General features: G+C 60.1%; 17 protein-coding genes. 4 read left to right on the plus strand and 13 right to left on the minus strand.

What is annotated here, in order from left to right:
- Positions 1-106 precede the first annotated feature (106 nt).
- The 7 genes from IFT66_RS09345 to IFT66_RS09375 all read right to left on the minus strand — a co-directional run bounded on the left by IFT66_RS09345 (position 107) and on the right by IFT66_RS09375 (position 8,370).
- Entirely contained in the window at positions 107-1,231 is a 1,125-nt protein-coding gene (locus IFT66_RS09345) for a branched-chain amino acid ABC transporter substrate-binding protein (RefSeq protein WP_062455215.1), read from the minus strand.
- A 140-nt stretch (positions 1,232-1,371) separates the two neighbouring features.
- A complete protein-coding gene (locus IFT66_RS09350; RefSeq protein WP_062455213.1) occupies positions 1,372-1,725 on the minus strand; it encodes a DUF6867 family protein in 354 nt (117 codons plus the stop codon).
- A gap of 39 nt (positions 1,726-1,764) precedes the next feature.
- Positions 1,765-2,493 carry an ABC transporter ATP-binding protein gene (locus IFT66_RS09355; RefSeq protein WP_062455212.1) on the minus strand — a complete coding sequence of 243 codons (729 nt, stop codon included), beginning with the start codon at positions 2,491-2,493 and terminating at the stop codon, positions 1,765-1,767.
- Positions 2,493-3,371, minus strand: coding sequence for an ABC transporter ATP-binding protein (locus IFT66_RS09360; protein ID WP_062455210.1), 879 nt, complete (start codon positions 3,369-3,371; stop codon positions 2,493-2,495). Before IFT66_RS09360 ends, IFT66_RS09355 begins: the two co-directional genes overlap by 1 nt.
- Positions 3,371-4,759 (minus strand): high-affinity branched-chain amino acid ABC transporter permease LivM, encoded by a 1,389-nt coding sequence (gene livM / locus IFT66_RS09365; RefSeq protein ID WP_184653801.1) that lies wholly within the window; start codon positions 4,757-4,759, stop codon positions 3,371-3,373. The genes IFT66_RS09360 and livM overlap by 1 nt, the downstream gene beginning before the upstream one ends.
- 1 nt (position 4,760) lies before the next feature.
- On the minus strand, positions 4,761-5,663 hold the full coding sequence (locus IFT66_RS09370; protein ID WP_062455207.1) for a branched-chain amino acid ABC transporter permease: 903 nt from the start codon (positions 5,661-5,663) through the stop codon (positions 4,761-4,763).
- A gap of 280 nt (positions 5,664-5,943) precedes the next feature.
- Positions 5,944-8,370, minus strand: coding sequence for a GcvT family protein (locus tag IFT66_RS09375; protein WP_192077448.1), 2,427 nt, complete (start codon positions 8,368-8,370; stop codon positions 5,944-5,946).
- Between the two features lie 206 nt (positions 8,371-8,576).
- Between IFT66_RS09375 and IFT66_RS09380 the strand changes: the two genes are divergently transcribed.
- Positions 8,577-8,843 carry a hypothetical protein gene (locus IFT66_RS09380; RefSeq protein ID WP_062582644.1) on the plus strand — a complete coding sequence of 89 codons (267 nt, stop codon included), beginning with the start codon at positions 8,577-8,579 and terminating at the stop codon, positions 8,841-8,843.
- A gap of 125 nt (positions 8,844-8,968) precedes the next feature.
- On the opposite strand, the gene IFT66_RS09385 is transcribed toward IFT66_RS09380, so the two are convergent.
- The 4 genes from IFT66_RS09385 to IFT66_RS09400 are packed head-to-tail and all read right to left on the minus strand — an operon-like array spanning position 8,969 to position 14,061.
- A complete protein-coding gene (locus IFT66_RS09385) occupies positions 8,969-9,520 on the minus strand; it encodes a sarcosine oxidase subunit gamma (protein ID WP_192077449.1) in 552 nt (183 codons plus the stop codon).
- A 10-nt stretch (positions 9,521-9,530) separates the two neighbouring features.
- Positions 9,531-12,488 carry a sarcosine oxidase subunit alpha family protein gene (locus tag IFT66_RS09390; protein ID WP_192077450.1) on the minus strand — a complete coding sequence of 986 codons (2,958 nt, stop codon included), beginning with the start codon at positions 12,486-12,488 and terminating at the stop codon, positions 9,531-9,533.
- Complete coding sequence (locus tag IFT66_RS09395; RefSeq protein ID WP_192077451.1) at positions 12,485-12,757, minus strand: sarcosine oxidase subunit delta; 273 nt, start codon at positions 12,755-12,757, stop codon at positions 12,485-12,487. The genes IFT66_RS09390 and IFT66_RS09395 overlap by 4 nt, the downstream gene beginning before the upstream one ends.
- 50 nt (positions 12,758-12,807) lie before the next feature.
- Complete coding sequence (locus tag IFT66_RS09400; protein WP_192077452.1) at positions 12,808-14,061, minus strand: sarcosine oxidase subunit beta family protein; 1,254 nt, start codon at positions 14,059-14,061, stop codon at positions 12,808-12,810.
- A gap of 263 nt (positions 14,062-14,324) precedes the next feature.
- On the opposite strand from IFT66_RS09400, the gene IFT66_RS09405 reads away from it, so the two are divergent.
- Both IFT66_RS09405 and sciP read left to right on the plus strand, forming a co-directional pair.
- On the plus strand, positions 14,325-15,353 hold the full coding sequence (locus IFT66_RS09405; RefSeq protein WP_192077453.1) for a DUF2793 domain-containing protein: 1,029 nt from the start codon (positions 14,325-14,327) through the stop codon (positions 15,351-15,353).
- A 288-nt stretch (positions 15,354-15,641) separates the two neighbouring features.
- Complete coding sequence (sciP, locus tag IFT66_RS09410; RefSeq protein ID WP_062455190.1) at positions 15,642-15,917, plus strand: CtrA inhibitor SciP; 276 nt, start codon at positions 15,642-15,644, stop codon at positions 15,915-15,917.
- Positions 15,918-16,005: 88 nt separating this feature from the next.
- Here the strand turns inward: sciP and IFT66_RS09415 are convergent, their stop codons facing one another.
- Both IFT66_RS09415 and IFT66_RS09420 read right to left on the minus strand, forming a co-directional pair.
- Positions 16,006-16,464: a paraquat-inducible protein A gene (locus IFT66_RS09415; protein WP_192077454.1), complete on the minus strand. Its 459-nt coding sequence runs from the start codon at positions 16,462-16,464 to the stop codon at positions 16,006-16,008.
- Between the two features lie 154 nt (positions 16,465-16,618).
- On the minus strand, positions 16,619-16,969 hold the full coding sequence (locus IFT66_RS09420) for a hypothetical protein (protein WP_062455186.1): 351 nt from the start codon (positions 16,967-16,969) through the stop codon (positions 16,619-16,621).
- 427 nt (positions 16,970-17,396) lie between these two features.
- Between IFT66_RS09420 and ctrA the strand changes: the two genes are divergently transcribed.
- The gene (ctrA, locus tag IFT66_RS09425; protein WP_062455185.1) at positions 17,397-18,098 is read left to right on the plus strand and encodes a response regulator transcription factor CtrA; all 702 of its coding nucleotides are present in this window, start codon (positions 17,397-17,399) and stop codon (positions 18,096-18,098) included.
- Positions 18,099-18,118 lie beyond the last annotated feature (20 nt).

The following is an 18,118-nucleotide window of genomic DNA, read 5'->3' on the forward strand; positions in this document are numbered from 1 at the left end:
AGCTCGGGAAACTTAGAGCTCGATATCTAAACCCTGCAGGCATCAATGCAAAAAGCCCGGCCAATGGCCGGGCTTCCTGTCGAATGATGGTTCAAGCCTTGAAGGCTCAGCCCTGCGGGAAGTAGCTGTACTTGCCGTCCGGCCCCTTCTTCCACTCGTACATGACGTAGCCGGGGAGCTTCGGGTCGCCCTTGGCGTCGAAAGCCATGTCGCCGAGAACGGTCTTGAACGGACCCTTTTCCTTGAGAGCCTTGGCAACGACTTCTGCGTCATCAGGGCTGCCAGCTAGCTTGATGCCTTCGGCGATGACCTGAACGGCTGCGTAGGAATAGAGCGTGTAGGCTTCAGGGTTGAAGCCGGCAGCCTTGAACTTGGCAACCAGTTCCTTGTTCTCAGGACGCAGTGTCGGATCGGGGCCGAACGTGTTCAGCGTGCCTTCGACTGCATCGCCAGCGATCGAGGCCAGTTCGTTGGAGACGATACCGTCACCCGATACGAGCGTTGCCTTGAGGCCAGCATCCTTCGCCTGACGGATGATCAGGCCGGCTTCCGTGTGGAGACCACCCCAGTAGATGATCGAAACGCCGGCTTCCTTCATCTTGGAAATCAGCGCCGAGAAGTCCTTGTCGCCGACGTTGACGCCTTCGCGGATGACCTGCTTCTTGCCGGCCGCGTTGTAGGCTTTCATGGTTTCTTCAGCGAGACCCTGGCCGTAAGGTGTCTTGTCGTCGATGATCGCGATCTTTGCATCGGCGAACTTCTCGGCGAGATACTTGCCGGCGACGCCGCCCTGCTGGTCGTCACGGCCGCAGGTGCGGAACGTGTTCCACAGACCGCGCTCGGTGAAGACAGGGTTGGTTGCTGCAGGGGTGACTTCGAGCATGCCGTTTTCGGCATAGACTTCCTGCGAAGCCGGGATCGAAACGCCCGAGTTGAAGTGACCGACCACATACTTCACGCCATCGGACGCGAACTTGTTGGCAACGGAAATGCCCTGCTTCGGATCGGAAACGTCGTCGCCGAGCGCGATGACCAGCTTTTCGCCGTTGATGCCGCCGGCGGCATTGATATCGGCGATAGCCTGTTCAGCACCCTTCTGCAGCTGCGCGCCGAATGCAGCATTCGGGCCGGTCAGCGGGCCGCCAACGCCGATGATGATATCGGCCCAGGCGTTGCCGCTGAATGCGACCATCGCCGTCAGCGCGACGGCGGAAAGAAGAGACTTCTTCATTGATTTACTCCCAGTTTTTAGGTGAGCGGTTTTTTGGGACCCGGACGCAATACCCACCATCATTGCGCCGGAGAAATGTTCCACCCTCTGGTGTATTCTTATTTGACCCAACCCAATCTGAAGTCAGAAATGAGCGACTGTCAATCTTTCTTCTTCCATGAGAAAGCGGAGACAGGCTGATAGAGCCAGTAGTAGTTCTGAACCATCTGACGGGTGCGGCGAATGCGGAATCCGGAGATGGAAAACGCCATCAGCAGCACCACATCGATGATGTAATGGAACGGGCTGATGAACGGTCCCTGGAACAGCGCGTAATGCATGAACTGCATCGCGACGGCCAGCAGCAGCGTGTAGGCAATGACATGGCCATAGCCGTTCCAGCCTTCTGCGACCGCCTTGCCGGCGCGCCACGCCGTCCAGAAGCCGAGGACCATGACGAGTGCGCGCAGGAAATAACGCACGCCAGTATCGGTTTCGAAAAACAGGCCCTGCATTTCAGTGTCCCCCGGTCGCCGGAATGATGATCATGGTGCTCAATGCCGGCCCCCCTCGAGATAGGCGGCGCGGACTTCGGGATTTGCGAGCAGTTCCTTGCCGGAGCCGGACATCGTCACCTTGCCATTGACCATCACATAGGCGCGATCGGACAGTTTGAGTGCCGCAAACGCGTTCTGCTCGACGAGGAACACGGTGAGCCCCTCTTCCTTGTTCAGCTTCTTGATCGCCTCGAAAATGCCCTTGACGATCAGTGGTGCGAGGCCGAGCGACGGCTCGTCCAGAAGAAGGAGTTTCGGACGCGCCATCAGTGCACGGCCGATCGACAGCATCTGCTGCTCGCCGCCCGACAGCGTGCCGCCGCGTTGGGCCTGGCGTTCCTTGAGGCGCGGAAACAGGGTGAAGATCTTTTCGACGTCCTCTTTGAAATACTTGAGGTTGTCGAGACCGGCGCCCATCTGCAGGTTTTCGTGCACGGTCATGCGCGGAAAGATGCGGCGGCCTTCCGGCGACTGGGCAATACGGCGGCGCGCAATCAGATGCGTCGGCACCTGCGTGATGTCTTCGCCGTCGAAGATGACCTGACCCTTGCGGGCCTGCGGGCTGCCGCAGATCGTCATCATCAGCGTCGACTTGCCGGCACCGTTGGCGCCGATCAGACTGACGATCTCGCCCTTGTTGACTTCGACATTGACGCCGTCGAGGGCCCGGATGTTGCCGTAGTAGGTTTCGACGCCCTGGACTTTCAGAAGGGGTTCACCGGCCATCAGACGGACCCCTCTTCAATAATGCCCTTGTCGAGCTTTTCCTCGATTTCTTCAACTTCATCATCCTCGACGCCGAGATAGGCTGCGATCACCCTCGGGTCGTTCTTCACGTGATCAGGCGTTCCGTCGGAAATCTTCTGGCCGTATTCCAGAACCACGACGTGATCCGAAATCTCCATGACGACGGACATGTCGTGCTCGATCAGGAGCAGCGACGTGCCTTCGTCGCGGATGCCGCGCAACAGCGCGTTGAGCGTCAGCGATTCCTTCGGGTTGAGGCCGGCGGCGGGCTCGTCCAGGCACAGAAGTTCCGGCCCTGTGCACATGGCGCGGGCAATTTCCAGCCGGCGCTGGGCGCCATAGGAAAGATCGCCGGCCGGGTCGTCGGCGCGGTCTGTCAGATCCGCCTTGTCCAACCAGTATTCAGCCTTTTCGATCGCGGCCTTGGCAGCGTTCTTGTAGGTCGGCAGACCCAAGAGGCCGAGGATCGTGTAACCCGAAGCCTTCATCAGCACATTGTGCTGCGCGACCAGCAGGTTTTCGAGAACCGTCAGGCCGGAAAACAGCCGGATGTTCTGGAAGGTACGGGCAACACCCGCGACCTTGTTGATCTCGAAATCGCGAAGGCGTTCCAGAAGGAACTCGCGGCCGTTGCTGCGATGCAGGGTCAGCATGCCCATCGTCGGCTTGTAAAAGCCGGTGATGCAGTTGAACACCGTCGTCTTGCCGGCGCCGTTCGGGCCGATCAGCGCGGTGATTTCGCCGCGCTTGGCTTCGAACGAGAAGTCGTCGATCGCCATCAGGCCACCAAACCGCATCGACAGATGCTCGACCCTCAGGATCGTGTCTTTCGTCATAGTCGTCATATCCGTCGCCATCAGCCGTGGCCTTCCTTGGTGAAGCTGCCGGAGATGGCCTTGCGCTCCTTCAGGAAGGCTGTCGGCTCACGCGAGCCCACGAAGCCACGCGGCTTGAACAGCATGACGATGATCATCGCCAGCCCGAACAGCAGCATGCGGTAGAGTTCCGGGGTGAAGTCGGGGCCGAAGATGATCTTCAGGAACGACATCTCGCGCAGGATCTCGGTGCCGCCGACCATGATGACAGCGGCGATCGCGATACCGGTCAGCGAACCCATGCCGCCGAGAACCACGATGGCCAGGATGACCGCCGATTCCAGGAAGACGAAGCTTTCCGGAGAGACGAAGCCCTGGCGGGTCGCAAAGAACGAGCCTGCAAAACCGCCGAACATCGCGCCCGTGGCAAACGCCGTGAGCTTGGTGGTGACGGTGTTGATGCCGAGCGAACGGCAGGCGATTTCATCTTCGCGCAACGCTTCCCATGCACGACCGATCGGCATGCGACGCAGGCGAATGGTGACGTAGGCCGTCAGCATGCAGAGCGCGAGGATGATGTAGAACAGGAAGATCTTGTAATAGACCGACGAAGCCGACAGTCCCCAGGCCTTGACGAAATTGTTCGGGGAGCCCGTATCGAACGACCAGATGCCGAAGAACGACGCCTTGGCGATGCCCGAGATACCGAACGTGCCCTTGGTGACATCAGTCCAGTTGATCAGAACAAGCCGGATGATTTCCCCGAAGGCGAGCGTCACGATGGCAAGGTAGTCACCCCGCAATCTCAACACCGGGAAGCCGAGGATGACGCCCCAGAGCGCGGCGAGAATGCCGGACATCGGCAGCAGCAGCCAGAACGAGAAGCCGAAATACGATGACAGAAGCGCGTAGGAATAGGCGCCGACCGCATAGAAGGCGACATAGCCAAGATCGAGCAGACCGGCGAGACCGACGACGATGTTGAGGCCCCAGGCGAGCATCACATAGATGAGGATCTGGATGCCGAAGTTGTCGACATATTTCAGCGAGCCCTGCTTGCCGACGATCAGCAGCGACAGGAATGGATAGATGAGCAGGAAGACCAGCGCGAACTTGAGGAAGTGGCGATGGAAGAAGCTTTTCTCATCCGAAATCTCGAGAATGCCGGCTTTTGCCTTGGCAAGTTTACGACGGTCGAGATGGGGCTTGATAAAGGCGACGGTCATGAAGCGACCGACGGCAGCGACTGCCACGAACACTGCAAGCAGGCCCCAGCGGGTGCGCCAGACGAGCTGGTTGTTGATGTCCTGATAGGTCTCGATGCCGACGAACAGGAGGAACATCAGGAAGGCGATGACGCCTGCAAAGATGCCTTCCTTGATCGCCTTGGCCATGACGTTGTTGGGAACGGTTTCCGATACGGTCGCCATGTTACACCTTCTCCACTTCAGGACGACCGAGGATGCCGGTCGGCTTGAAGATCAGCACGAAGGCGAGGATCGCAAAGGTCGCGACATCCTTGTAGGCGATCGAGAAATACGCCGACCACAGGCTTTCGATGAGGCCGATCAGCAACCCGCCGAGAACAGCGCCCGGCAGCGAGCCGATGCCGCCGAGAACGGCTGCGGTGAATGCCTTCACACCCGGAATGAAGCCGTCGTTGAACGAGGCGACACCGTAATACATCAGGTACATGGCACCGGCGACGGCAGCGAGAGCCGCGCCCATGATGAAGGTGATCGAGATCGTCTTGTCGACGTCGACGCCGAGCAGAGCCGCCATCTTGCGATCCTGTTCGGTGGCGCGCTGGGCACGGCCGAGCGGCGTCTTGTTGACGATGTACCAGAACGCGAACAGCAGGATCGAGGTGATCACGACGATCAGGATCTGCTTCAGCGACACCGTGATCGCACCGAAATGATAGGTGTCGGTGACCAGCGGCGGGATCGGCTTGTTGCGCGGACCCTGCGTCACCTGGATGAAGTTCGACAGAAAGATCGACATGCCGATCGCGGTGATCAGCGGCGCCAGGCGGAACGAGCCGCGCAGCGGACGGTAAGCGATCCGCTCGATTGTCCAGTTCCAAAGGCCTGTCATCAGCATGCCGACGAGCAACATCAGCAAAAGCAGCAGCGCCACCGGAATGCCGGCGAAGAAGGATGTGGCAAGCAGGAACACGATCAGGGCGGCAAAGCCGCCGAGCATGAAGATGTCACCATGGGCAAAGTTGATCATGCCGATGATGCCGTAAACCATCGTATAGCCGATTGCCACGAGCCCATAGATGGATCCGAGAGTCAGCCCGTTTATGAGCTGCTGGATAAAATATTCCATATATTTTCCCCTGCGGATGCGATCCTTGGCGGCCGCATCTTTCGCTTGAATGTCCCTGATAGGATCTTCAATTTTTTTGATTCCTACCGGTTTCGATCGAAATGTGAAGTGCAAAAGAAAGAGGCAGACATAATTTCAGTGGCTTTTGCAGCACGTGACGCAAATCCGCTTGGCATTGTTGAAAAAACGGCACGATTTCCACACGAATGGCAAAAACTATAGAGAAATAACCTCTGGTCTGCTTCGGTCTTGGCTTATCCGCTTCTTCAGCTTTCGACGGTCAGGACCGCATGCGCGACCCGTTGGCGTCAAAGATCGGATGCGGCTGAAGCCGGGCGATGAGCATCTCGCCGAGCACCTCGATCTGCCACCCCTCCTCCGTTCGGGAGACCTCTTTCGGCACATAGCCCATGGCAACCGACACGCCGGCGGCATGGGCGTATCCACCCGAGGTCACCCAGCCGCAGACCTGGCCGTCAAGCGAGATCGGCTCGTCGCCGAGCACGTCCGCATCTTTTGCATCGACGACGAAGGTGACGAGACGCAGCGCGCCGCCCTCCGCCTTTTCCTCGATCGCCGCGGCCTTGCCGATGAAATCGGCCTCCTTGCCATAGGCGATGAAGCGACCGAGCCCCGCTTCCACGGGACCGTAAAGCGGCCGGTATTCGCGAGACCAGCTGCCGAAGGATTTTTCGACGCGTAGCGCATTCAAGGCGCGGAGGCCGAACAGGGTGATCCCGAACTCCGCACCGGCTTCCATGATGAGATCGAACAGATAGCGCTGATATTCCGGCTTCATCCACAGCTCGAAGCCGAGATCACCGGTATAGCTGACACGGCCGAGGATGACCGGGGCCATGCCGAGATCGATCTCGACGATGCCCATGAACGGCAGAGCCTGATCCGACAGGTCGAGATGGGTAAGCTTCTGCAGCACATCGCGTGACCGGGGACCCGCAATCGACAGGCCGACCAGACCGAGATTGAGGCAATCGAACGAAACCGAATCGTCATCCGGCAGATGCGTCTCGAACCATCGCATATGAAAGTCTTCGGCAATCCCGGAGCCGATCAGCAGGAACGCATCGTCGCCGAGATTGGCGAGCGTGAAATCGCCGATCAGTTTTCCGGCCTCGTTCAGCATCGGCGACAGCGCCATGCGGCCGACGGCTGGAACCTTGCCCGCGAGAATATGATCGAGCCAGGCATGCGCGCCCTCGCCCCCGATCGAATATTTGGCGAACCCGGATGTCTCCATCAGCCCGACACTATCGCGCACCGCCTTTGTCTCGCGGCCGACATGCTCGAAATCTGTGGAACGGCGCCAGGAAAACGCATCCTCGACGCCTTCAGGCGCAAACCACAGCGGCGTTTCCAGCCCGTAGGACGCGCCGAACACTGCACCCCTCGCCTTCAGCGCGTCGTAGATCGGCGTCGTCAACAGTGGCCGCGCAGCCGGCAGTTCCTCGTTCGGGTAGCGGATCGAGAAGCGGCGGGAATAGTTTTCGCGCACCTTCGCATTGGTATAGGCAAGCGACGCATAGTCGCCGTAACGGGTCACATCCATGGCGAACACGTCGAAGCCGGGATCGCCCTCGACGATCCAGTTGGCAAGCGCCAGCCCGACGCCGCCGCCCTGGCTGAACCCGGCCATGACAGCGCAGGCCGACCAGAAATTCGTCATGCCGCGCACGGGGCCGACAAGCGGGTTGCCGTCTGGCGAAAAGGTGAAGGGCCCGTTGATGATCGTCTTGATGCCGGCATTGTTGAAGGCCGGGAAATGCCGGAAGCCAACCTCCAGCTCGTTCGTGATGCGCTCCAGGTCCTCGGCCAAGAGTTCGTGGCCGAACGTCCAGGGCGTCTCGATCGGCGACCAGGGCCGGCAGTCCTTTTCATAGGTGCCCATCAGCATGCCGTTGCGTTCCTGGCGAATGTAGATCTCGCCGTCGAAATCGACGCAGTGCATCAGCTCGCGACCGGACGTCTTGTTGAAGTCGATGACCTCGGGCATGTCCTCGGTGATCAGATACATGTGCTCCATGGCCAGCACCGGCAGTTCCAGCCCGACCATGCGCCCCACTTCACGGGCCCAGAGACCGGCCGCATTGACCACATGTTCGCAGCGGATCTCGCCCTTGTCCGTGATCACGCGCCAGGTTCCGTCGGGACGCTGCACCAGATCCTCGACCTTGGTGTGCAGATAGATCTCGGCACCGTTCTTCTTGGCCGATTTCGCATAGGCATGGGTTGTGCGGTAGGGGTCGAGATGGCCCTCATGCGGATCGAACACGGCGCCCACGAACTGCGTCGGGTCGAGCAACGGCATCATCGCATGCGCTTCCTCGACCGAGACGAGTCGCGCTTCACCGTTTGCATACTTGCCCTTGGCAAGCAGCGACTTGAACCAGTCGAAGCGCTCCGGCGTCGCCGCCAGCATGAGGCCGGAGGTCATGTGCAGGCCGATGTCCTGACCGGAATAGGCCTCGATCTCCTTGTAGAGTTCGACCGTGTATTTCTGCAGCTTGGCGACGTTCGGATCGCCGTTGATCGTATGCATGCCCCCCGCCGCGTGCCAGGTGGAGCCGGAGGTAAGTTCCGAACGCTCGAGCAACACGACATCGCTCCAGCCGAGCTTGGTCAGATGGTAGAGGACCGAACAACCGACGACACCGCCACCGATGACGACAACTCGAGCATGGCTTTTCATGGATCCCGTTCCCCTAACTTGATGCCTGTTTGGGGTGAGCCTAGAACCTCCCGGGAAATGCCAATAGGCTGTTCTGCGAACCCGGATTTGTCGTTTCCGACATAGTCGCTGTTCGTTTCGCGCCATCTTGCGACCGGAGCCTGAAACTAATTTTTCAATCGCCGCGTATGCCTTGTCATGAACGCCACGCAACAGGGAATAGCGCCATGACAAACGTGCTGAGCTTCGATGAACTGGTAGGCAGCGTATTGACCACGATGCGCGACGCGACACCGCGCAAGACAATCGAGTTCGGCGTGATCCAGGGCTTCTGCCGCGATTTCGCCGAGGACCTCGCCCCCGAATTCGTCGACCTCCTGAACCGCGTCGAAGGCCTTTCCAGTCTCGTCCCGGCGCTCGAAAAGCGGCCGGACCTCGTCATGGCAGCATCCGAAGAAAAGGGTCTCTGGAGCTTCGTTCGCGAGAAGCACTGAGGCGCTTCGATGCTCAGACCGCTGACAACCCTGAAGAAGCTCATTTGACGATTGCGATACCCTATCCTCCCTCATCCTCGCCCTTGTGGCGAGGATGAGGGAGTTTGGGCAACCGCCCACCACCGTCACCCGCCCGAAAACGATGCCGTCAGGGCGAATTCGCGGCCCATTTCCATCAGCTCCTCGTAGACCGAGCCAGCGAACGACCGGGGCGTGATGATCTCGAAGGCATCGGGGCCGGTGCGCGCCAAATTCACTGCGACGTGGCCGAACAGCATGTTTGCGGAATGCCCCTGCGCAAACGCCTGCGGATGCAGATCGACGCCGACGCATTTTGCAAGGATCTGCCGCACGCTGGGTCCCGAAATCGCCATCAGCACCTTGCCGTCGCTCTGATCAACGACGGAGGCGCCGGATATTTCGGATAAGTGACCGGTAACGGTCTCTGAGCCTGCGGTGAGCGACACCGCCAGCCATTCCGCCGGGCCGCAGAAGCGCGGCGCGATATCCGGGGCAGCCTTGAGTGCTAGGCCCACGGCCTGCTCCTGGCCCGCATGGGCAAGCACCGAAAAGATCACCGGCCGCCGCGCGACGGACAGGTGGTTGGGGTTGGCGCTCGTCTCGAAGCCCAGGATGTGATCTTCGAGCGCATGGCGGTGGAGAAGTGTCAGAGCCATCGTCATGCCCTCAAAGATGCTGTTTTGTGTTTTGCGGATCGACAAAGACCGGCAGGCAGACTTCCGCCGCGACTTCGGTGCCGCGAAGTCCATCCCAGACAGTGATCTTCTCCCCGATCCGCTCGCGGCCGGATTTGAGAAGGCCGAGACCGATCGTGTGTCCGAGCGTCGGCGAATAGCAGGCTGATGATACGAAGCCCTGGTCGCCCGCAAGCGTCGCGGCGGCGCCGTCCTTGAGCAGATGGGCGCCGGCCATGAATTCCTTGTCCGTTTCCAGAGGCTTCAGGCCGACGAGTTGGAGGCGATCGGCGGCGGTGAGGCCGAAACGGGTCGAGAGACGCTTGCCGATGAAATCCGGCTTGGTCATCGCCATCATTTTCCCGTAACCGACATCGTCGGCCGTGGTCCGGCCTTCCAACTCGCTATGGGTGACGAAGCCTTTTTCGATGCGCAGGACATTGAGCGCCTCGACGCCGTAGGCACAGATACCGTCCTCGCGGCCTGCCTGCATGATCGCATCGGCCACGGCTTCGCCATAGCCTGCGGGTACCGCCAGTTCGTAGGCGAGTTCGCCCGAAAACGAGATGCGGAACAGGCGCGCCTTCAGCCCGCCCTTGAGCGTGACGACCTTCGCACCGAGAAACGGCATCGCCGCATCGGAAATGTCGTCTTCCACGATCCGGGCAAGGATGATCCGCGCCTTCGGTCCGGCAAGGGACATCTGCGCCCACTGGTCGGAAGAAGAGACGAAGCGCACGTCGAGATGAGGCCAGAAAGTCTGGCTCGCAAATTCCAGATGCGCCATCACTTCGGCCGCATAGGCTGTCGTGGTGGTCATCACGTAATGGTTTTCTGAAAGGCGGCTGGTCGTGCCGTCGTCGAACACCATCCCATCCTCGCGCAGCATCAGGCCGTAACGCGCCTTGCCGAGCGGCAGCTTCAGGAAGGCGTTGGAATAGACCCGGTTCAGGAATTCAGCAGCGCCTGTGCCGAAGATTTCGATCTTGCCGAGCGTCGAGACATCGCAGAGACCGGCATTTTCACGCACATTGCGCACTTCGCGGTCGACGCTGTCGCGCCAGGTCTTTTCTCCGTCGCGCGCGAACCAGGATGAGCGGTACCAGAGGCCACTTTCCACGAAGGTCGCGCCGTTCTTCTTCGCCCAGCCATGCAGCGGCGAGGTCCTGACCGGCGCTGCATGCTCGGCCCGCGACGTGCCGGCAAGCGCACCCATCGAGACCGGCGTGTAGAACGGCCGGAAGGTCGTGGTGCCGATTTCGGCCGGTGATACGCCCCGCATGGCAGCGACGATGCCGATCGTCGCGACATTGCCGAGCTTGCCCTGGTCGGTCGCCATGCCTGTCGTGGTATAGCGCTTGGTATGCTCGATATGCCGGAAACCCTCGCGCTGCGCGAGACCGAGATCGCTGACATGCACGTCGTTCTGGAAATCGACGAAGGCCTTATCCTTGGCCCCCGGCACATACCAGAGTGGCGCGAAATCAGGATCGTATTCGCCCTCAACCTCGGGAATATTGGCCGCGTAGGCGGCAAAGCCGAGTTCGGTTGCGAGTGCCGCTGCCTTGGACGCCCCGTCGCGAAGGCAGGCGGCGATGGTGTCGGCACCGCCTGCCGAGCCGGCAGCGACAAAGCTTGCGCCTACATCCGGTGCCAGAAACGCCTTCGCCGCGTCCGACCAGACGGGCTTGGCACCGCGCTGGCACATCAGATGCACGATCGGCGACCAGCCGCCGGCCATGGCCAGCGCATCGCAGGCGATCTCTTCCTCGAAACCGGCCCGCTCCGCCAGCAGCGCATCGATGCGGTTGCGGCCCCTTGTGGCGACGACGGCACCACCATGGATGACACGAATGCCGTAGGGTGCCGGATCGGTGGACGCGGCGCGCGCATCGATGATCGCGGCAACCTCGACGCCACGGGCGGAAAGATCGGCCGCCGTGCGATAACCCGAGCCACCGTTGGTGAAGACGGCGACCTTGGAGCCGACGGCGACGCCGTAGCGGTTGAGATAGGTGCGCGCCGCATTCGCGGTCATTACGCCCGGCCGGTCGTTGCCGCCGAACACGAGAGGCCGCTCTTCGGCACCGGAGGCGAGGATCGCCCGCTTGGCGACGATGCGCCAGACACACTCGACCGGCAGATCCGGCGACGGCGTTTCCACGTGCTTCTGCACCCGCTCGACGGCGCCGAACACCATGTCGTCATACCAGCCGAACACGGTCGTGCGCGGCATCATCGTGACATTTGGAAAGGACGCTAGCTCCTCGACCAGACCCGCGGCATAGTCGCTCGCCGCCTGCCCGCCGATCACGACGTTTTCGGATAGCAGCGAGCCCCCAAAGCGGGCACTTTCATCGGCAATCAGCACACGCGCACCGGCGCGGGCGGCAGAAAGTGCCGCCATCAGGCCGGCAGGCCCTGCGCCGACAACCAGCAGGTCGCAATGCGCCCAGGCTTTCTCGTAGCGATCCGGATCCGCCTCCATGGTCAGCTTGCCGAGCCCGGCAGCACGGCGGATCACAGGCTCGTAGAGCTTTTCCCAAAGCATCGCCGGCCACATGAATGTCTTGTAGTAGAAGCCGGCGCCCAGAAAAGGCGACAGCAGGCCGTTGACCGCTCCCATATCGAAGGCGAGCGAAGGCCAGCGGTTCTGGCTGACGGCGGTGAGGCCGTTGTAGAGCTCGGCGACCGTCGCGCGCACGTTCGGCTCGGAACGGGCGCCGCTACCGATCGTCATCAATGCATTCGGCTCGGCGGAACCTGATGTCACCGGGCCACGCGGGCGGTGATACTTGAAGCTGCGGCCCATCAGCATCTGGTCGTTGGCAATCAGCGCCGAGGCGAGCGTATCGCCGTCGAACCCGGTATAGCTCTTGCCGTCGAATGTGAATGTCAGGGGATTGGCCCGGTTGACGAGACCACCGGCATCGAGGCGATAGGCGCTCATCGGCTCCCCTCCCTCGACGCTTGCGCATCCGTCACCCCGAAAACCTCATGCGTGAGATTGTCGCGATCGACCACCAGCCAGCGGCGGCAGCCGGCCGCGTGATGCCAGTACTCCTGATATCTGCCTTTGGGATTGTCGCGGACATAGACATAGCGGTGCCAGGCCTCGTCCTTTTCGGACGCCGACGGGCGGGCAATCACGGCACCGCGAACCGAAAACTCTTCCTTCGGCCGCGTTCCGCAATGGGGGCAGGTAATCAGGCTTGCCATGTCTTGATCTCGGTCTTTGTTCTCGGTCTTCGTCTCGGTGCGGATACGGCTCAGTGCATGTTCGGTTGCGGGCCTTTGCCGCCCTCGTCGAGCACATAGCCCCGCTCGAACCGGTCGAGCCGCATGAAGCGCGAGACGTGATGGGTTTCGTTCTTGGCGATCAGATGCGCGAAGCAGAAGCCAGAAGCCGGCGTGGCCTTGAAGCCGCCGTAGCACCAGCCGGCGTTGAGATAGAGATTGTCGATCGGCGTGCGGTCGATGATCGGTGATCCGTCCATCGACATGTCCATCACGCCACCCCAGGCCCGCAGCGACTTGGCGCGCGAAAGTCCGGGGATCAGCGACACGCCCTCCTGCATCGTCTCCTCGACGGTCGCAAGATTGCCGCGCTGAGCATAGGAGGAATAGTAGTCGATATTGGCACCGAACACGAGACCGCCCTTGTCCGACTGCGAGATGTAGAAATGTCCCGCGCCATAGGTGATGACGTTGTCGATGACAGGCTTCAGCCCCTCCGACACGAAAGCCTGCAGCACATGCGTCTCGATGGGCAAAGCCAGATCCGCCATCCGCCCGACCGTCGTCGTGTTGCCGGCAGCGGCCAGCGCCAGCCGGTTGCAGCCGATAAAGCCCTTGGTCGTCTCGACGCCCTCGACTTCGCCGCCCGGTCCACGGCGAATGCCCGTCACCTCGCAATGCTGGATGATATCGACACCTCTCGCATCGGCACCCCGTGCGTAGCCCCAGGCGACCGCATCGTGACGCACCGTGCCGCCGCGCTTTTGCAGGAGACCGCCCATGACGGGAAAGCGGCCGTGGTCGAAATTAAGATAGGGCGCGAGCCTTCGCACCTGTTCGCGGTCGAGCAGATCCGCATCGACGCCGTGAAGCCGCATCGCATTGCCGCGACGCGCGTATTCATCGCGCTGGCCGTCGGAATGGAAAAGATTCAGCACGCCACGCTGCGACACCATGGCATTGTAGTTGAAGTCCCGCTCCAGCCCTTCCCACAACTTCAAGGACATCTCGTAGAACGGATTATTGCCTTCCAGCAGGTAGTTGGACCGGATGATCGTGGTGTTGCGGCCGACATTGCCCGACCCGATATAGCCCTTCTCGATCACAGCGACATTGGTGATGCCGAATTCCTTGGCAAGGTAGTAGGCCGTCGCCAGACCATGCCCGCCACCGCCGACGATGATCACATCGTAATGCGGTTTCGGCTCCGGCTCGCGCCATGCCGGCGTCCAGCGCCGGTTGCCCGAAAGCGCCTGCTTGATGATCGATAAGGCGGAATATCGCATGCCGTGTTCCCGTGCTCGTTGCGCCCACATTCGCACATGCGGACGAAGAAACAAGGGCAATCGGGACATCAGAACGCCTCTTTGAAGCCATGGCGAGACAAGCCCCCACACCGTTGCCGTCCCGCCACGCCGGACGTTGCGGGCGCCGATTTTGGCGCAGGCACGTATTATATTTCAGTCACTTAACACGAGTTACATCCTCACGCGCGGGCACGGCCGTAAAATCCACGCGACCAACACTGGCCAACCTTTGGGAGCGCGACATGCCCGATACGACCACCCAACTCGACATGCCCTTCATCCTGCCGTCCCAGGCGCAAAAACACATCACTCACAACGAGGCGCTGCTTGTTCTGGACACGCTGGTGCATCTGACAATCCTCTCCGAACTGTCGGCTCCGCCGACGACGCCGGCCGAGGGCAATCGCCATCTGGTCGGCGCTGGCGCAACCGGTGAATGGACGGGCAAGACCGGGTGCGTCGCCGCCTGGCAGGACGGCGCCTGGACCTTCCTGACCGTGAAGACGGGATGGCGGGCATGGTTTGCGGAAACTTCTCGCCTGCGGGTCTTCGACGGCGCTACCTGGCGGGATGTTCCGCTGCCGGATCAGGGCACCCTGAGCCTGCTCGGCATAAACGCTGTCGCCGATGCCACCAACCGATTGTCGCTGTCGTCTCCTGCAAGCCTCTTCAACCATGCCGGCAACGGTCACCAGATCAAGATCAACAAAGCGGCCGCAACCGACACCGCATCGCTGCTGTTCCAGTCCAACTGGACCGGGTTCGCAGAAATGGGGCTTGCCGGAAACACCGAATTCTCCATCAAGATCAGCGACGGCACCACCTGGCGCACGGGTCTCGCCATCACCCCGACAGGTCGTGTCAGCCGACCCAACCAGCCGGCAGCGCGCGCCTATCGCACCGGCACCACATTCACGCCGACATCAGGACAGCAGAGCGGCTTTACCACCTACGCCCTCAACCAGGGCAGTTTCGGACTTGGGGCTTCGGCCGCCGGCGGCGGCAACGGGATCACGGTTCCAGCAGCCGGCATCTACCTCGTCACCCTCAATCTTGTCGTCACCACATCGTCGGGACACGGAGCGGTGCTGCTGCGCAACGGTACGGAAACACTGATGACCCTCACCGGCATAACGGGTGGTGCGCAGTCGCAGAGTGCGAGCGGCGTGTTTTCGCTGAGCGCAGGCGATAGCCTGACGCTTCAGCACTCCGGCACCGCACAGGTGACACTGGGTGCCGGCAAGACGGAGCTCTCGCTGACCCTGCTCTGACCAAAATCGACGTGGCCGATTATCGCAATTTCAGTTGCAAAGATCGGCCATTTTACCCGCGCGGTGGCCACAATGTGTCCTCTTCCGGAGCAACCATGAAATAAAACAAGAAATTCATCACTTAAGACAACTCTAACAATGCCTTGTTTTAAAAGGTTTTTGTCGGCTCGAATCAAGTGAATTGCGACCAATGCGGGTTTGGCCACAAATGGCGCGTCTCGTTTAGTCAAATGTTAAAACTGCCCCGGTAGGCTCTCGTTTGTGGTCTTGCGTTGTGTAGAGAGTCCAATGACCGAAATGATACGTCCCCGAGTTAAATATGTCATCGGTCCCGATGGCAGCCCGCTTACGATTGCGGATCTTCCGCCGGCCAATACGCGCCGCTGGGTTATCCGTCGTAAGGCAGAGGTTGTCGCCGCGGTTCGCGGCGGCCTGTTGAGCTTGGAAGAAGCCTGCGAGCGTTATACGCTCACCGTCGAAGAATTCCTGTCCTGGCAAGCGTCTATCAACGACCACGGCCTGGCCGGTCTTCGGACCACCCGCATTCAGCAGTACCGCCATTAGGCGAAGTCAGCAGACCACTGTTCATCGGTAAAATCGAAGTGCCGTTGCCTCACCGCAGCGGCACTTTTTATTTGCCCTGGTTTGAAACTTACCGGGACAAGGACGGTTCTCGCCGCGCCAGTTGCGGCAATATGCCGGCGATGATCGCCGAAGCCGCATAGAACCACAGGCCGGGTTGCGTTACTGCCTGCGCGAGGCCGGATGTCTTGGCCGCAAACACCACGAGTGCCACCAGCATCACATCCATCATCGACCATTTTGCAAGATGCGGCATCACGCGCGCAAAAAATCCCGGCTGACGATTGCCGCGAAAGGCTTGCGCGCCGAGCGCCATAAGCTTTGCAACCGGGAAGACGATCGAGAACAGTCCGACGATCAGCGAAAGCGCAACATCGCCCTGCCCCCAAAGAGCCGAAACCAGTTCGACCAGCGACGGCGTCTCGCGGAAAAAATACAGGCGGTCGAAGCGAATGATCGGCAGGGTCAGACCCAGGGCCAGAAAAACACAAGCGACGGGATAAAGCGAAAACCAGATGAGCCTTCTCATCGGGCACCCATAGCAAAGCTTGGGCCACACGTCTGCCCTGCCGCTCCGTGGAAAAAGTCGAAAAAGCAAAAACGGGGGCACCGGTCCGCGGTCCCCTCGTCAAAGTCCTCTCGCTATCGTGTGATGCGCTCGGCTGGCAACCAGCCGTAAGGCATCAGGCGCGGGCGCGCATACCGGTGTCGCGCTCTTCGAGCGCCGACGCCTTTGCAAATTCGGCTTCCGCCTCTTCCAGCGCAAGCTCGGCGGCATCCTGCTGGATCCGAAGTTCCCGGATCGAGACTTGCAGATTGTCGGCCCGCTGGCGGGCAGCCTTGGCAAAAGTTGGATAGGCGAAGTGATTCGGGTCAGAAATTCCCGATTTCTTCTCCTCGACGGTGATCTGGTGCTCCAGTTCCTTCGCCATTCTTTCGAATTCGGCCATCATCGTCTGCAACTGCTGCAGTTGACGACGCTTTTCGTTAACCTGAAAGTTCTTCAGGCGAACAAGATTGTCACGCGATTTCATACGCAATACTCCGTGGATAGCGAGACCCAGGCCGGTAAACCCCTGTTCAATACAGTGCGAGGCTCAAAAAATTTCCGAGGCGTTAACAAATTTGGCGCCGCGTTAACCTTTCATTTACAGGCATCATTAACAATAAGCCTGATCATTTAAGGGTCGGTAAATGCCAAGGCCGGTTTTCGGTCACGACAATGTCGGAGTCGTTTGAATCACTTAGCGGGGTTTCCTCCTCCGCTGAATCAAGCTGGCGATGGCCAATCCTTAAAGTAAAACAGGCTGCTACTAATTTTGCTTAACAAAATGATGCACCTTGCCAGGACCGCTCATAATTTGTTAACCAGTTTCTGGCAGCTTCCAAATCAGGCTCAGTCTGGATCCGTATCGAGTAAGGGGGCATCGGTAACCTTACGCGGCGGTAAAGGGGAAAATTATGCGGGTTCTACTCATCGAAGATGACAGCGCGACGGCCCAGTCGATCGAGCTGATGCTGAAATCGGAAAGCTTCAACTGCTATACGACCGACCTTGGCGAAGAAGGCGTCGACCTTGGTAAGTTGTATGACTACGATATCATTCTTCTTGACCTCAATCTCCCCGACATGTCGGGTTATGAAGTGCTTCGCACTCTGAGATTGTCAAAGGTCAAGACGCCAATCCTGATCCTGTCGGGCATGGCGGGCATCGAAGACAAGGTACGAGGCCTTGGTTTCGGCGCTGACGACTACATGACCAAGCCGTTCCACAAGGACGAACTGGTTGCACGCATCCACGCCATCGTTCGCCGTTCGAAGGGCCATGCCCAGTCGATCATCATCACCGGCGAACTGATCGTAAACCTCGACGCCAAGACCGTCGAAGTCGGCGGCCAGCGTGTGCACCTGACGGGCAAGGAATACCAGATGCTGGAGCTTCTTTCGCTCCGCAAGGGGACCACGCTCACCAAGGAAATGTTCCTCAACCACCTTTATGGCGGTATGGACGAGCCGGAACTGAAGATCATCGACGTCTTCATCTGCAAGCTGCGCAAGAAGCTCGCAAATGCGGCCGGTGGCGCGAACTACATCGAGACTGTCTGGGGCCGCGGCTACGTGCTGCGCGAACCTGACAATGTCGAGCTCGCAGAAACCGCCTGAGCCTGAAAACTTTTCCCTAT

The organism is Rhizobium sp. CFBP 13726 (assembly GCF_014841925.1).
In the GTDB taxonomy this organism is placed as follows: domain Bacteria; phylum Pseudomonadota; class Alphaproteobacteria; order Rhizobiales; family Rhizobiaceae; genus Neorhizobium; species Neorhizobium soli.